This window comes from Luteibacter jiangsuensis (assembly GCF_030812295.1).
GTDB lineage: Bacteria > Pseudomonadota > Gammaproteobacteria > Xanthomonadales > Rhodanobacteraceae > Luteibacter > Luteibacter jiangsuensis_A.
Window position 1 is genome coordinate 37,340 of record NZ_JAUSSK010000002.1, and the last position, 14,892, is coordinate 52,231.

The 14,892-nt window shown below is 66.0% G+C and carries 13 protein-coding genes; 4 read left to right on the forward strand and 9 right to left on the reverse strand.

Annotated elements, in window-relative coordinates; genetic code table 11:
* Nucleotides 1–41 precede the first annotated feature (41 nt).
* From J2T07_RS05570 to J2T07_RS05605, 8 genes are all read right to left on the reverse strand, one after another.
* Complete coding sequence (locus J2T07_RS05570) at nt 42–1,418, reverse strand: sensor histidine kinase (protein WP_306848035.1); 1,377 nt, start codon at nt 1,416–1,418, stop codon at nt 42–44.
* On the reverse strand, nt 1,396–2,076 hold the full coding sequence (locus J2T07_RS05575; RefSeq protein ID WP_306848037.1) for a response regulator transcription factor: 681 nt from the start codon (nt 2,074–2,076) through the stop codon (nt 1,396–1,398). The genes J2T07_RS05570 and J2T07_RS05575 overlap by 23 nt, the downstream gene beginning before the upstream one ends.
* 82 nt (nt 2,077–2,158) lie before the next feature.
* Nucleotides 2,159–3,019 (reverse strand): RNA polymerase sigma factor RpoH, encoded by an 861-nt coding sequence (rpoH, locus tag J2T07_RS05580; RefSeq protein ID WP_306848039.1) that lies wholly within the window; start codon nt 3,017–3,019, stop codon nt 2,159–2,161.
* A 327-nt stretch (nt 3,020–3,346) separates the two neighbouring features.
* On the reverse strand, nt 3,347–4,048 hold the full coding sequence (ung, locus tag J2T07_RS05585) for a uracil-DNA glycosylase (RefSeq protein WP_306848041.1): 702 nt from the start codon (nt 4,046–4,048) through the stop codon (nt 3,347–3,349).
* The gene (locus J2T07_RS05590) at nt 4,045–4,884 is read right to left on the reverse strand and encodes a response regulator (RefSeq protein ID WP_306848043.1); all 840 of its coding nucleotides are present in this window, start codon (nt 4,882–4,884) and stop codon (nt 4,045–4,047) included. The genes ung and J2T07_RS05590 overlap by 4 nt, the downstream gene beginning before the upstream one ends.
* Before the next feature lie 14 nt (nt 4,885–4,898).
* A complete protein-coding gene (gene ftsX, locus J2T07_RS05595; RefSeq protein WP_306848045.1) occupies nt 4,899–5,879 on the reverse strand; it encodes a permease-like cell division protein FtsX in 981 nt (326 codons plus the stop codon).
* The gene (ftsE, locus tag J2T07_RS05600; RefSeq protein ID WP_306848048.1) at nt 5,876–6,553 is read right to left on the reverse strand and encodes a cell division ATP-binding protein FtsE; all 678 of its coding nucleotides are present in this window, start codon (nt 6,551–6,553) and stop codon (nt 5,876–5,878) included. Before ftsE ends, ftsX begins: the two co-directional genes overlap by 4 nt.
* Nucleotides 6,554–6,722: 169 nt before the next feature.
* Nucleotides 6,723–8,534, reverse strand: coding sequence for a DEAD/DEAH box helicase (locus J2T07_RS05605; RefSeq protein WP_306848050.1), 1,812 nt, complete (start codon nt 8,532–8,534; stop codon nt 6,723–6,725).
* Nucleotides 8,535–8,971: 437 nt separating this feature from the next.
* Here J2T07_RS05605 and trxA point away from each other — a divergent pair, with 437 nt between their 5' ends.
* From trxA to J2T07_RS05620, 3 genes are all read left to right on the forward strand, one after another.
* Complete coding sequence (trxA, locus tag J2T07_RS05610; protein WP_306849485.1) at nt 8,972–9,298, forward strand: thioredoxin TrxA; 327 nt, start codon at nt 8,972–8,974, stop codon at nt 9,296–9,298.
* Nucleotides 9,299–9,457: 159 nt separating this feature from the next.
* Complete coding sequence (gene rho / locus J2T07_RS05615; RefSeq protein ID WP_306848052.1) at nt 9,458–11,299, forward strand: transcription termination factor Rho; 1,842 nt, start codon at nt 9,458–9,460, stop codon at nt 11,297–11,299.
* A 169-nt stretch (nt 11,300–11,468) separates the two neighbouring features.
* Nucleotides 11,469–12,839, forward strand: coding sequence for a glutamate--cysteine ligase (locus J2T07_RS05620; protein WP_430539316.1), 1,371 nt, complete (start codon nt 11,469–11,471; stop codon nt 12,837–12,839).
* An 81-nt stretch (nt 12,840–12,920) separates the two neighbouring features.
* Here the strand turns inward: J2T07_RS05620 and J2T07_RS05625 are convergent, their stop codons facing one another.
* Entirely contained in the window at nt 12,921–14,348 is a 1,428-nt protein-coding gene (locus J2T07_RS05625; protein WP_306848056.1) for an OmpP1/FadL family transporter, read from the reverse strand.
* A gap of 235 nt (nt 14,349–14,583) precedes the next feature.
* Between J2T07_RS05625 and J2T07_RS05630 the strand changes: the two genes are divergently transcribed.
* On the forward strand, nt 14,584–14,886 hold the full coding sequence (locus J2T07_RS05630) for a YcgL domain-containing protein (protein ID WP_306848058.1): 303 nt from the start codon (nt 14,584–14,586) through the stop codon (nt 14,884–14,886).
* The last annotated feature ends 6 nt before the right edge of the window (nt 14,887–14,892 follow it).

The window sequence follows — 14,892 nt, forward strand, 5'->3', positions numbered from 1 at the left end:
ATTTTGCGCCCGGAGGAATCCGCCGCGTAGTTAAGATTTATTTAGGCGGCCGGACACGTCACGGAAAACACCGCGCCCTTCTCGTTTCCACCCACCGACAACGAGAACCCGTGCAGGCGGACGATGGCGCTCACGATCGCAAGGCCTAGGCCGCAACCCGGCTTGGTGCGGGTCTCGTCGCCCCGGTAGAACCGGCGGAACACCGCCTCGCGCTCGTTCGGCGGGATGCCCGGACCGGTGTCCGCGATATCCACCCGCGCGTCACCCGTGGGATCGGTGAGCGCCACGAGGCGTACGGCGCCACCGTTCGGAGTGAACTTGATCGCGTTCCCGACGAGGTTGGCGAATGCCTCGAACATGAGCTGGGGATCGCCGCGAAGCGGTGGCAAGCGTCCCACGTCGATTTCGAACAGCTGTCCGCGATCCTCGGCCAGCGGTGCGTAGAACTCGTGCACGTTGCGCAACACGGCGCCCAGGTCCATGTTTTCGAAGCAGGCGCTGCGCTGGCGGTCCTCCAGTTCGGATACCCGCAACAGGGCACGGAACCGGCTGAGGACGGTGTCGATCTCGGCGACGCAGGCGTCGAGCTGCTCCGCTTCGGGCTTCCCCTCGAACTGCTGCTGCAGCCGATACAGGCGCGTGCGCATCCGCGTGAGCGGTGTGCGCAAGTCGTGAGCGATGTTATCGGTGACTCCCTTCACCTCGCCGAGCAAGCGCTCGATCTCGGTCAGCGTGGTGTTCACCGTCGCGGCTAGCAGGTCCACCTCGTCGCCGCCGCGCGTGACGGGCAGGCGCACGCTGAGGTCGCCTTCGCGAATCGGCTCCATCGCCCGCTGGATCGCCCGGATCCGCCGCGCAGGACCGCGGGCGATCAGGATGCCGCCGAGCAGGCCCGGAATGAGTGTCAGTGACAGGCCCCACAGCAGACCACGGCTGATGATCGCGCCAATGCCGTCGATGGTCGTGCTTTCCTTCGCGACGACCAGGCGGTCGCCGTTGGGCAGCACGCGGGTAATACCGCGCGCGCGCAGGGTGGCGTTGCGGGTCGGGCCGGCAAGGCTGGCGTTGACCGAACGCACCACGCCCTCGTCGGTCTGGGTCAGTTCCTCGGGCACCTTGCTGATATTGCCTGCGATGCGCGCGCCCTTCGCATCGAACAAGCCGATCCACATGAAGCCCTGGACGTCGATGGCGCTTGCCGCCTCGACGGTCGCCGGCAGGCGCCGCTGGTCCGTGTTCTCGAGGTAATGGATGCGCGCGGCAAGCATCTGGTCGACCACGCCCGAAAGGTAGCGCGAAGCCTCCCACTGCACGACGCCCAGCAGCACGACGGACCAGATCGCGAACAGCGCGCCATAGATGATGATCAGGCGCGAGGTGGCGGAACGCCAGGCGTCAGTCAGCGGGCGCAAGGACATACCCCGAGCCGCGTACGGTGCGGATGAGTGGCGCCTGGCCGGCGCCATCGATCTTGCGCCGCAGGCGGCCGATATGGACGTCGATCACGTTGGTGCCGGGATCGAAGTGGAAGCCCCACACATGCTCGAAGATCATCTGCCGCGTCACCACCTGGCCCGCGTTGCGCATCAGGAATTCAAGCAGACGGAACTCGGTGGGCAACAAGGTGAGCGCTTCTCCGTTGCGCTCGGCGTTATGACGGACCAGATCCAGTTCGAGGTCCGCGACGCGCAGCCGCGTATCGTTCGCGCTCGGCCGGCGCCGGCGCAGCAGCACCTCCGCACGCGCGGCCAGCTCGTCGGGAGCGAAGGGCTTGGTGAGGTAGTCGTCGCCGCCCGCACGCAGGCCGCGTACGCGATCGTCCACGTCGGACAGGGCACTGATCATCAGTACCGGCGTATCGACGTTGCGCTTGCGCAAGGCGGAGACCACGTCGATGCCGTCCATGCCCGGCAGCATGCGATCGAGGGTGATGATGTCGTAGCCGTCCGCTAGCGCGCGCTCGAGGCCTTCGCGGCCGTTGGCCACCCAATCGGCGGCAAGACCGTGCGCACCCAGCTCCGCGACGATGTCGCGGGCGGTCACTTCATCGTCTTCGATGACCAGGGCCCTGGGCATCCGGGTTCACTCCGCATGGGCTGAAGGCAACGGAAAACGGCCCCTCGCGGAGCCGTTCCGGATCTTACGCCAGTTCCGAGGATCAAGCCGCGATGGCGACTCGCATCTTCTTCATGGCGTTCGCCTCGATCTGGCGGATGCGTTCGGCGGAAACGCCGTATTCATCGGCCAGGTCCTGCAGCGTGGCCTTGTTGTCCTCGGCCAGCCAGCGGCGCTGGATGATGTCGCGCGAGCGATCGTCCAGGTCGCCCAGGGCAGAGGACAGCGCGCCCATCTGGTTGTTGCTGGCATCTTCCTCGGCGAGGTTGTCGTACGGATCGGCGCCTTCGTCGACGAGGAAGGCGGCCGGTGCCGGCTTGTCGTCGTCATCCGCGTCGGCGGGGGCCTCGAAGCCCACGTCACGACCCGAAAGACGCGATTCCATCTCGCGCACGGTCGCTTCCGGCACGCCCAGGTCCTGCGCGACGACGCGCACTTCCTCGGCATTCATCCAACCCAGGCGCTTCTTGCTCTTGCGCAGGTTGAAGAACAGCTTGCGCTGCGCCTTGGTGGTCGCGACCTTCACGATGCGCCAGTTGCGCAGGATGAACTCGTGCATCTCCGCACGGATCCAGTGCACCGCGAAGCTGACCAGGCGAACGCCCTGGTCCGGGTCGAAGCGCTTCACCGCCTTCATCAGGCCGATGTTGCCTTCCTGGATGAGATCGGACAGCTGCAAGCCGTAACCGTTGTAGCCGCGAGCCACATGGACCACGAAACGCAGGTGGGACATCACGAGCTGCTTGGCGGCGTCGAGATCGGCGGCGTCGTGGAAGCGGCGCGCCAGCGACTGCTCCTCGTCAAGGCTGAGCACCGGGATGCGATGGACCGCCGAGATATAGGAATCCAGACTGCCAACGACGCTCGGTAGCCCGTAGTTACGGGTGGCGAGGGCTTGGGACATGTGTGGAACCTCCTGAAAGTCTGTATGCAGATTAGCAGTCCCGAAGTGAGAGTGCTAAGTCAGCCCGAAGTTCATATCGGTTAACTGTACGCAATGGTACAGAAATACCCTCCGGCTGTCCAGAGGCCCCAGGGAGGTATTCAGGAGACAGACGGCCCGCCACCGCACGGTGCGGCGGAAGGCCTACAACGGTAGCTATGTGACTGTCGTACTTCACGAAATTGGGGCGACCGACAGCCTTTAAAGGCCTTGGAGAGGAGGCCCTGCCATGGAAGGCCCAGGGCAGCCCCCACCCTGGGAGCGTCATCCGCAGGGGCGAGCCCCGGCCTAGACGGTCAGTTCCGCCTTGGGCGGCAGCGACCAGTCGATCGGCGGCTCGCCTCGCGACTCGAGATAAGCGTTCGCCTGGGCGAAGTGGCCGCAACCCATGAAGCCACGATGCGCGGACAGGGGGGAGGGATGCACGCTGCGCAGGATCTTATGGCGCCTGCCGTCGATCAGCTGGCCCTTCTTCTGTGCGTGGCTCCCCCAGAGCATGAAGACGAGGCCTTCGCGTTCGCGGTTGAGGGCGTCGATGGCGGCGTCGGTGAAGCCCTCCCAGCCCTTGCCCTGGTGCGAACCCGCCTGCCCCGCCTCCACCGTGAGCACCGCGTTGAGCAGCAGCACGCCACGGTCGGCCCATGGAGTGAGGCAGCCGTGGTCGGGGCGCGGGATGCCGAGGGAATTCTCGATTTCCTTGAATATGTTCTGCAGAGAAGGGGGCACGCGCACGCCGGGCCGCACGGAAAAACTGAGGCCGTGCGCCTGACCGGGGCCATGGTAGGGATCCTGGCCGAGGATGACGACGCGCACCTTGTCGAACGGCGTGTGCGCGAACGCGTTGAAGATATCCGGACCGGGTGGGTAGATCGTCTTGCCTCGTGCCTTTTCTTCGCGAAGAAAGGCCGAGAGCGCCCGCATCTCCGGGCGATCGAGGTAGTCGCCGATCCTTTCTTTCCAGGACGGCTCGAGCTTCACGCGATCGTTCAACTTTCCGCCCTGTCGCGAAGGTGCAAGGCCACCCGGAGCTGGAACAGCAGCTTGGTGATGAGCAGTTTTTCCTCGACGGGTTTCTCTACGAGGTCGTTGGCGCCGGCGCGAAGGAGCGCCGCCTGGTTCGCGGGGTTCTCGTCACCGGTCATGATCAGTGTGGGGAGTTGCCCCTTGCCATAGCCGAACTCGTTGCGGATGCGTTCGACGAGGTCGCCACCGGTGAGTTCCCCCTTGAGGCTGACGTCGGTAAGGACCACGTCGGCGCCGATCTCGCCACGCGCCCTGGCTTCGCGCAGATGGATGAGCGCGTCCTCCGCACTGATGACATGGCGCACGGTAAGGCCGTACTTCTCCATCATGCGTCGCGTGGCAAGCGCCACCACGCGGCTGTCCTCGACATAGAGCACCTCGCCTTCCGCGCCGCCCTCGGGACGCACGTAGCCACGAATGAACTCCGCCAGGGCGCCGAAGCCCAGGGACTTGTCGAAGTAGTCGGTGACGAACTCGCCCAGTTCGCGCCGGTGCAGGCGCGCTTCGACGTCGCCGGAGACCACGACGATCGGCATATAGATCTGCGGGGCGGACTCGCGCACGAAACGCGCCACATCCAACCCATCCATGTCGGGCAGGCGCAGCGCCACGGTGACGAAGTCGAAGACGCCACGCTGCAACTCGGCTTGCGCGTCGGCACCCGTGGAGGCGCCGACGATCTCCACCCCCGGCACCTCCGCGTTGACCACGCGTGCGATCAACTGGCGAACGACCTTCGAGCCGTCCACCACGAGAATACGAGGCGTCGCGCCCGCGACACCCGAACCGATGTGAGATCCCACCCCGCCCTCCCCTGTCAGGCCGCCGCGGCGCGGCGAATCTGGCGCGCGCTGACGAGCCGCGCACCGAGCCACCCCAGCACGGCCGAAGCGAAGGGTACCGAAAGCAGGAGCCAGGCGGGGAGTCCGCCGAAGCTCACGCTGCCGTCGTACGCCGCGGCCAGGCGGCCGACGGGTCCGGCAAGGGCCAACTCGAGGACCACGGCTAGCGCCACGGCAAGGACACCCGCCAGGAAGCCCAGCCAGATACCGGCATACAGGTACGGACGGCGGACGAACGGACGGCTGGCGCCGATGAGCAGGAGCACGCCGATCTCGGCGCTACGGCTCTGGATGTCGACACGAATCGTGTTGCCGACCACCAGCAGGGCGGCGATGCCGAGCAACAGCGCCAGCAGGCTGACTGCACGGGTACCCACGCCGAGCAGGGCATCGAGACGCTGTCGCCATGCACCGGTGTCCTGGACCATGTCGACACCGGGCGTGGCCTTCATCGAATCGACGAGGCGGCCGATGTCCTCGGCCGACAACCCGGGCTTGGGTTGCACGGAAAGCACATAAGGCAGCGGGTTGGCGTCGAGCGATTGCAGCGCGCCGGAAAACCCCTGTACCTCAGCCAGCTCGTCGAGGCCATCCTTCGGCGTACGCACGACGATGTCGGCCACTTCCGGACGACCGCGCAAGGCGGAAGCGGCGGTCTCGGCCATGCCCGCGTTCTGGCCCGGTTTCATGAACGCGCTGATGGACTGGTTGCGGCCGAGTGCATCGCCCATCCGCTGCACGTTGCCGAGCAGGAGATAGAAGGTCAGCGGCAGGGCGAGCGCCACGCCCATCACGGCCACGGTAAGCAAGGTGCCGAGCGGCCGGGCACCGAGGCGGCGCAGGCTGATCGACATGCTCCAGGCGTGGTGTTCGCGCCACGCGCCGACCTTGCGCGGCTCGCTGCGGCGGGTCTTTTCCGGCTCGGGCGCGCGGCGCGGCTCGCGGACGGCGTTCATACCACCTCCATCGCGGGCACGTCGGCAACCAGCTTGCCGTGATCGAGCACGACGACGCGCTTCTTCATTCGCTTGATCAGCATGAGGTCGTGGCTGGCGACGAGGACGGCGGTACCGACCGCCTGGAACTCCGCGAACAGGCCCATGATTTCCATCGCCAGTTGCGGGTCGAGGTTACCGGTGGGTTCGTCGGCGATGAGCACGGCCGGTTTGGCGACGATGGCCCGCGCGATGCCCACGCGCTGCTGCTCGCCCGTGGAAAGCGCTTCGGGCAGTTGTTTCTCGTAGCTGAGCAGACCGACTTTCTCCAGCGCCGCCCGCACACGGCGGCCCCGGTCGGCCGGTGACACACCCGCGATGATCAAGGGCAGTTCGACGTTGGCGAAGACGCTGCGGTCCAGCAGCAGGCGGTGGTCCTGGAAAACCATGCCCAGCTTGCGCCGGATCTTCGGGATCTCGGCCGGCCGCACGGTATTGAGCTTGCGGCCATCGAGGGTCACCACGCCGTTGGTCGGGCGCTCGATCATCGCCAGCAGTTTGAGCAGCGTGCTTTTCCCCGCCCCGGAGTGGCCCGTGACGAAGGCCATTTCACCCGCCTCGACACTAAAGGACACGTCGGTAAGGGCCTGGTGATCGCCCTCGTACCGTTTGCTCACCAGATCGAAACCGATCACCGCGTCACCCGTTGGCCCGTGAAGCCCCAGAGGATAAGGGATGTGGTGTTGGTTTTGCGGTGATGGCATCGCGCACGACGTGAATCGCCGACGGCGTCGGCTCCCACCGGCCGAACCTGCGGAGCCCGGACAGGTGGGAGCCGACCCTGTCGGCGATAAGATGCTTGCCTCAGCGCCCGCCGAACAACCGGCCGATGCGGCGCAGGAGACCGACCTTTTCCTTGGCCGGCGGTGCCGCCGGGGCTGGCGCGGATGCCGGCCGACTGGCCGTCACCTGGCGCGACGGGCGGCGGTTCGGATTCGACTGGCCTTCCACATGACGCGGAGCACCAGGCTGCTGCGCCTTGCCGGGGGACCGCGTCGCGGTCGAGGCGCCATTGCCTGCCGACGAAGCCTCGCGGCCACCACTACGCCTGTTGGCGCCGTTACCGCCATTGCCGCCCTCGGCACCCTCGCGGGCACCGCGGCCACGACCGCCACGACGGCGCCTCTTCTTCGGCGCGGAGGCATCGGCCATCGCCTCGGTGGCGGCCGGGAGTTCGGCGACCGTTTCGGCGACCACCACGGTCTTCATCGGCACCTCGGTCGGCACGGCGTCCGCGGCCGCGGCCGGCCTGTCCTCGCGTGGCGGGCGCGGGCGGCGCTCGCGGTTGCCCGAACGCTCACCGGAACGCGGACCGCCACGGCCGTCGCGACCGCCGCGACCACCCTTCTCCGGCGGCGCGCCGCGCGTGGGGATGTGGCCGTCGTTATCGTTCGGGTCGTCGATTTCATCCTGAACACCATCGGCGCGCGGGCGCGGCGGCGGCATCACCAGCATCTTCGCCTCGATCGACGCGGCGGGGATCTTCTGGTTGATATAGGCCTCGATGTCGGGCAGGCCCATGGCATAGAGGTCGCAGGCGAAACTGATCGCGTCGCCCTCGGCACCAAGCCGCGCGGTGCGGCCGATGCGATGGACGTAGTCCTCGGCGTCCTGAGGCAGGTCGTAGTTGAAGACATGGCTGACGGCGGGAATGTGCAGGCCGCGGGCGGCCACATCGGTGGCCACGAGCAGATCGATCTGCCCTTCCTGGAAGCGCTGCAGGAGTTTCTGCCGCTTCACCTGCGGTACGTCGCCGGAGATGGCGCCGACCCGGAAGTTATGCCGCTTCAGACGGTCGGTGATGCGCTCGGCGGCGGCCTTGGTATTGACGAAGATGATGCTGCGCTCGGCCTTGCTCTCCTCGAGCAGGTTGAGCAGCAACGGCATCTTTTCCTCCTTCGACGGGAAGTAGACCACCTGGCGGACACGATCGGCGGTGACGTTCTCGGTCTCCACCACGAGCTTTTCGGCCTCGTGCATGTGCTCGTAGGCGAGTTCGAGCACGCGGTGGCTCAAGGTGGCGGAGAACAGCAGCACCTGGCGAGCCTCGCGCGAGGGCAGGCGGCGGAAGATGAAGCGCACGTCCTTGATGAAGCCGAGGTCGAACATGCGATCGGCTTCGTCGATGACCATGACCTCGACGCTGCCGAAGCCGAAGACATCCTGCTTGTAGTAATCGAGCAGGCGGCCGGGCGTGGCGATGATGATGTCGCAGCCATCGCGCAGTTGCTGGCGCTGCTTGTCGTAGTCGACGCCACCGTAGATCAGGGCGCTGCGCAGGCCGGTGGCCTTGCCGATGGTCTGGAAGTCCTTCTCGATCTGGATCGCCAGCTCACGGGTCGGCGCGATGATCAGGGCGCGGGGATCGGAATCCTTGCGGTCCGGATGCGCCGGGTTCTTGAGCAGGCGGTCCATCAGGGCGACCAGGAAGGCGAAGGTCTTGCCGGTGCCCGTCTGGGCCTGTCCGGCGACGTCGCGGCCGGTCAGGGCGACCGGGAGGGTCAGCGCCTGGATCGGCGTGCAACGGGTGATGCCGGCGGCGGCGAGGCCCTGGTGGAGCAGCGGATGGAGGTCGAGGTTTTCGTAGAAGACGTCGGTGAGAACGGTTTGGGACATGTGGATGAGTGACCTGGAGTCTCGCGCCACGGATACGCGGCGTCGCCCCGGCGGCAGGAATGGGCCGCGGGGCGGTGGGTGATCCGGTCGGCGGCGTCACGGGAGAGTCGGCGGGCACCGGTTCGAGACCGGCGGCCTTACGACGCGCCCGGCGCACGATGGCCGGAGGCGGCGGCGCGCGACCCGACGGTTCCCGCTGGCATAGGTGAAAAGGCTGTTAACCGCGAGAGCGTGCTCACCTATGTCAACGAGAACCATCCCGTCGACGCCCTTGAATCGCTTGAATCGCGCCCCTAGTTGGGTTGGAATGAGGGCCGCCGGCTGCAATGGCCAAGACCTTCGGTACCGGTTGGACCCGCGACATGGGGCTCCTTAGTGTAGCCGATGCGGACGTCACGGTCGTCAACCCCCTTTCACCCCCTTCCTTGGAGACCCCGGTGAGCGAAAAGATCACCCACACGAGCGACGCTGCGTTCCAGAAGGACGTCCTCGATTCCGATACCCCCGTTCTGCTCGACTTCTGGGCGGAATGGTGCGGCCCCTGCAAGGCGATCGCCCCGGTCCTCGACCAGCTGGCCGACCAGTACGACGGCAAGCTGAAGATCGTGAAGATCAACATCGACGAGAACCAGAATACCCCGCGCCAGTTTGGTGTCCGCGGCATCCCGACGCTGATGGTCTTCAAGGGCGGCAAGGTCGAGGCGACCCAGATCGGCGCCGTCGGCAAGAGCCAGCTCGACCAGATGATCCAGAAGGCGATCTGATCGTTTTAGCTGTACGCTTCACTTCCGCCGCCGCGTGAGGCGCTTTACGCCGCGCCTCACGCGATGCTAGGCTTCAGGAGTTCGCCGGGACACCGCTTGTCCCCCACGCCGCGAACCCTCTCCCATTCTTCTTTCAACGGCGCCCCGTGAGGTTTGCCCGTGTCCGATATCGAAACCAAAGATTCCATCGACGCCAAGGGCGCCGGCGACCAGCCTGCGACCGAACCGCGTCCGCGCACCCGCCGCAAGGCCCCGGCTTCGGCCGAGGCGCCGGCGGTAGAGACGAGCGCCCCGTCGCCGGCTCCCGCCAGGGCGGCGGCGCCACCGTCCCCACCCACGCCGCCACCGCTTCCGCCGGCCCCGCAGGCCGAACTCCAGCTGGGTAACACGCAGCAGGCGGAAAATCGGCAGCCTACGCCGCAGAACGAAGCGCGTGACGGCAACCAGGGACAGTCCCAGGGTGGCAGCCAGCCGAACAACCCGCCGCAGGCGCGTGGCGACAACCCGAACCAGCAGCAGAACCCCAACCGCGCCAATGACCGCAATGACCGCAACGAGCGTGACGGCCGTGGCCGCCGCCGGCGCAACGAGCGCAACCAGCAGCGCCAGGGTGGCGGCGGTGGCGGCAGCCCGGGCAACAGCAGTGGCGGCGGTGGCGGTAACTACCAGCATCCGCGCAACAACAACGGCTATCCCGTCGACGACGACGAGAATGCCGACGCCGGCAGCAACGATCGCCTGATCAACCTGACCGAGCTCAAGCGCAAGAACGCGATCCAGCTGCTCGAGTTCGCCGAATCGCTCGGCGTCCGCGAGGGCGTGGCGCGCCAGCGCAAGCAGGACGTCGTCTTCAACATCCTCAAGGCCCACGCCCGCTCCGGCGGTGGCATCTGGGCGGAGGGCGTGCTCGAGATCCTGCAGGACGGCTTCGGCTTCCTGCGCTCGGCCGACGAGTCCTACCTGGCCGGTCCGGACGACATCTACGTCTCGCCCAGCCAGATCCGGCGCTTCAACCTGCGTACGGGCGACTACATCACCGGTCGCGTCCGCCATCCGAAGGAAGGCGAGCGCTACTTCGCGATGCTCAAGGTCGACGACATCAACGGCGATCCGCCGGAGGCGTCGAAGAACAAGCTCCTGTTCGAGAACCTCACCCCGCTGTTCCCGCGCAAGTCGTTCAAGCTCGAGCGCGGCAACGGGTCCACCGAGGACATCACCGGGCGCATCCTCGACCTCGTCGCCCCGATCGGCCGTGGTCAGCGCGGCCTCATCGTCTCCCAGCCGAAATCCGGTAAGACGATGATGCTGCAGAACATCGCCCAGGCCATCCAGTACAACCACCCGGACGTCCATCTGATCATGCTGTTGATCGATGAGCGTCCCGAGGAAGTCACGGAAATCGCCCGTACCGTTCGCGCCGAAGTCATCAGCTCCACCTTCGACGAGCCGGCCGTCCGTCACGTGCAGGTCGCCGAGATGGTGATCGAGCGTGCCAAACGCCTGGTCGAGCACAAGAAGGACGTGGTGATCCTGCTCGACTCGATCACCCGCCTGGCCCGCGCCTACAACACCGTGGTTCCCAGCTCCGGCAAGGTGCTCACCGGCGGTGTCGACGCCAACGCCCTGCAGCGCCCGAAGCGCTTCTTCGGCGCGGCACGCAACGTCGAGGAAGGCGGCAGCCTCACCATCATCGCCACGGCCCTGACCGATACCGGTTCGAAGATGGACGAGGTGATCTACGAGGAGTTCAAGGGCACCGGCAACATGGAAGTGCACCTGTCCCGCCGCATCTCCGAGAAGCGCGTCTACCCGGCGATCGACATCAACCGGTCGGGTACCCGCCGCGAAGACCTGCTCATCGACCCGGACCTGCTCGCGAAGATCTGGATCCTGCGTAAGCTCCTTCACCCGATGGACGAGCTGGCCGCGATGGAGTTCATGCTCGACAAGATGAAGAACACGAAGTCCAACGACGAGTTCTTCAATTCCATGAAGCGCTGAGCGCTCCACGGGATATTGCGAAGAGGCCGCCCACGGGGCGGCCTCTTCGTATCCGCGCCCCGTCCACCGGCTTTTGCTACGCTGCGCCGCCGGCCATCCCTTTTGGGCACGAAGACGCGCCCCCATGTGGAGCGGCTACCGGCCCAAAGCCCAACGTCAAGGAAAGTCCGTGTCCATCCCCAGCGCCGCCAAGAGCACGCCGATCGGCGACCGTCACGACCTGGTCGCCTACCTCGCCGAAGGCGAGAAGCCGCGCGAGGCCTGGCGCATCGGCACGGAACACGAGAAATTCGGCTTCTATACCGACGACCTGACGCCGCCCCCCTTCGTGGGCGAGCGTCCGGGTATCCGCGCGGTGCTCGAGGGCCTGGCGTCCCGCTTCGACTGGGACATCGCCCGCGAGGGCGAGACGCCCGTGGCGCTGACCAAGGGCATGGCGAACATCACGCTCGAGCCAGCCGGCCAGCTGGAACTGTCCGGTGCCCCGCTGAAGTCCGTGCACGAGACCTGCGACGAGGTGACGAACCATCTGAAGGAGGTCCGTTCGGTGGCCGAAGAACTCGGCATCGGCTTCCTCGGCATGGGCTTCCAGCCTAAATGGCGCCGCGACCAGATGCCCTGGATGCCCAAGGGCCGCTACAAGATCATGCGCGAGTACATGCCCAAGGTCGGTTCGCTCGGCCTCGACATGATGACCCGCACCTGCACCGTCCAGGTCAACCTCGACTATGCGAGCGAGGCCGACATGGTGAAGAAATTCCGCGTCGCACTGGCCTTGCAGCCCATCGCCACGGCGCTGTTCGCCAATTCACCCTTCACCGAAGGCAAGCCCAACGGCTACAAGTCGTACCGCTCGCACGTCTGGACCGATACCGACGGCGACCGCACCGGGATGCTCGATTTCGTCTTCGAGGACGGCTTCGGTTATGAGCGCTACGTCGACTACATCCTCGACGTGCCCATGTACTTCAGCTATCGCGACGGCCGGTATGTCGACCTGTCCGGGCAGGACTTCAAGAAATTCATGCGTGGCGAACTGCCCGCCCTGCCGGGCGTGCGGGCGACGATGAAGGACTGGGCCGACCACCTGACGACCGCCTTCCCCGAAGTGCGCCTGAAGCAGTACCTGGAAATGCGCGGCGCCGACACGAGCACGTGGAATTCGCTCTGCGCGCTGCCGGCATTCTGGGTGGGCTTGCTGTACGACGATGTCGCCCTGGACGCGGCCTGGGATCTGGTGAAGGACTTCAGCAAGACCGAGCGGCATGCGTTGCGCGACGGCGTGCCGAAAGAGGCACTGGCCCTGCGCTTTCGCGATCACACCGTACGCGAGCTTTCCCTCGACGCGCTGAAAATTTCGGAAGCGGGCCTGAAACGCCGCAACCAGCTCGGGAACCGGGGCGCCGATGAATCGATCTACCTGGAACCCCTGATGGAGATCGCCATCTCGGGCAGGACGCAGGCCGACGTCAAGCTCGAGCGGTTCCACAAGGAGTGGAACGAGAGCGTCGACCCGGTCTTCCGCGAATACGCCTACTAGGTAAGCAGGCAGGTATCAAAAAAAACCTCCCCGTTGCCGGGGAGGTTTTTTTTCGCTCGTATCAGTCGATCGCGGGAGCGATCAGAACTGGTACTTGGCCGACACGCTGAGCAGGTTGCCCTTGTCGTCGCTCTCGCCGACCAGGCGATCGTTGGTCGAGCTGTTCACGCCGCCGATGTGCGCCTTGTTGACGAAGATGTGCGCATAGCCTGCGTTGATCTCGAAGCGCTCGGTGGCCTTGTAGCCGAGACCGAAAGCCACCCACTTGCGGGTCGAGTCCGGCACGCGCGGCGAGCGGGTGTCGTCGTAGGTCGGAGTGCTGTCCACGGCCACACCGGCACGCAGGGTGAACTTGTCGTCGAGGTAATACTCGCCGCCGACCGAAGCGAACCAGCTGTTGCGCCAGCTGTAGTTTTCGGTGGTGGCCGGCTGGTTCGGGTTCGAATAGTTGACCGTGAGGTCCTTGAACGAGTCCCACTTGGTCCACGACAGGTCGAAGCCGAGGCCGAACTTTTCGTCCTGGTGCCAGAAGCTGGCGGTCGCGATGGCCGGGGTGGTGAAGCCCGCGCGGCCATCGGTATGGGTGAACGGCGGCTGCCCGCTACCCAGCAGGGCACCGACGGTCGGATTTGACAGCACGGCGGTGACATTGGTCGGCATGGTGAAATTGCCGGTGCCTTCCAGGGTGTGCTTGATCTTGCTGCGATAGTTCAGCGCGATGCGATCGTTCGGCGTGAGCTTCCACAGGCCACCGACCTGCCAGCCGTAGGCCCAGTCGTCACCCTTGATCTTCGCGTAGCCATCGCTGCCCGGAGGCACGACGGCCGCGTACTGCGCGGCGAGCGCACGGGCGACGGCCGGGGAAAGCTGGCCCGCTGCCGCGGCGCGCTGGATCAGGCCCAGGCCGACGGTGTTGTAGTTGATCGCGCTGGTCAGTTCCGCGCTCGTCTTCTGTGCGATGGCGCTGACGCCGACGGCGAAGTCGTCGGTTACGTCGAAAGAGGCCGACAAGGTCACGTCGAACGACTTGAAGTCCGACTTGATGCCGTTGTAACGACCCTTCCAGTCGGAGTCGTATTCGGTCTTGAAACCGAACGGCGCGGTCAGGCCGAGGCCGAGGTGCACGCGGTCGCTGACCTGGGTGGCGAAGTACATCGCCGGAACGGGGATCGTGGTGCCGGCTTCGCCGCCGTTACCGCCGCTGATCGGACGGCCCTGCGCGTCGGTGGCCGTGCCGTGGAACTTGGTGCTGAAATTGATGCCGGTGACATCGGCCTGGAACACGTTGCCCTTGAGCATGGACATCGCGGCCGGGTTGTTGACGATGACGGAGGCATCGTCACCCGCGGCGGTGGAGCCGGCGAATGCGCGGCCCAGTGCCTTGGCGCTGTTTTCCTTCAGCTGGAAGGCGCTGGCGTGGGCGGCCTGCGGAGCCACCAACGCACCGGCAATGGCCAGCGAAAGGGCGGCGATGGCCAGCGGACGGGTCGAAAGATTCAGCTTCTGCATGCGGAGTGGCTCCTGCTTTTGTTCTGCTCGGGGGCGATGTAAAGCGCGTAGAAAGCGTAAAACTTTCCCCTTTTCATACGCGCGTTTAACAATCTGGCTGCGAACTCTGGACGACTTGACGGCCGCTTTGCAAGTGCTAATGCAACAAAGATGAAACGGTTACCGCTTACGGGGCCCCCGTCGGCGCCGCGTTTTGCTACGGTAGGAACTCACGCCGCCAGCGAGACCTGCCGTCATGCACAGCTTCGTCTACGCCAGTCAGCGCAAACCCGACACTTATGTCTGGCTCACCCGCCGCGAGGGCTTCGATGTCCTCCCCGAGCCGCTTGTCCTTCTGTTGGGTGAACTCCGCTTCGTGCTCGAGGTGGAACTCACGCCGCAGCGCCGCCTGCCCCACGACGATTCGGAGCGGGTGCTGGCGAACCTCGCCGCCCAGGGCTGGCACATGCAGACGCCGCCCAATGAGACGCTCAGCGTTTGCAACCAGCCCAACCACAATCGCGAGATCGACCCGGACCAGATCGTCGTCCGCGCCTGACCTTTC

Excerpts from the sequence above, each read along its gene's own strand:
- J2T07_RS05570 (WP_306848035.1), bottom strand. The coding sequence starts at position 1,418 with ATGTCCTTGCGCCCGCTGACTGACGCCTGGCGTTCCGCCACCTCGCGC.
- J2T07_RS05575 (WP_306848037.1), bottom strand. The coding sequence starts at position 2,076 with ATGCCCAGGGCCCTGGTCATCGAAGACGATGAAGTGACCGCCCGCGAC.
- rpoH (WP_306848039.1), bottom strand. The coding sequence starts at position 3,019 with ATGTCCCAAGCCCTCGCCACCCGTAACTACGGGCTACCGAGCGTCGTT.
- ftsX (WP_306848045.1), bottom strand. The coding sequence starts at position 5,879 with ATGAACGCCGTCCGCGAGCCGCGCCGCGCGCCCGAGCCGGAAAAGACC.
- J2T07_RS05605 (WP_306848050.1), bottom strand. The coding sequence starts at position 8,534 with ATGTCCCAAACCGTTCTCACCGACGTCTTCTACGAAAACCTCGACCTC.
- J2T07_RS05625 (WP_306848056.1), bottom strand. The coding sequence starts at position 14,348 with ATGCAGAAGCTGAATCTTTCGACCCGTCCGCTGGCCATCGCCGCCCTT.
- J2T07_RS05630 (WP_306848058.1), top strand. The coding sequence starts at position 14,584 with ATGCACAGCTTCGTCTACGCCAGTCAGCGCAAACCCGACACTTATGTC.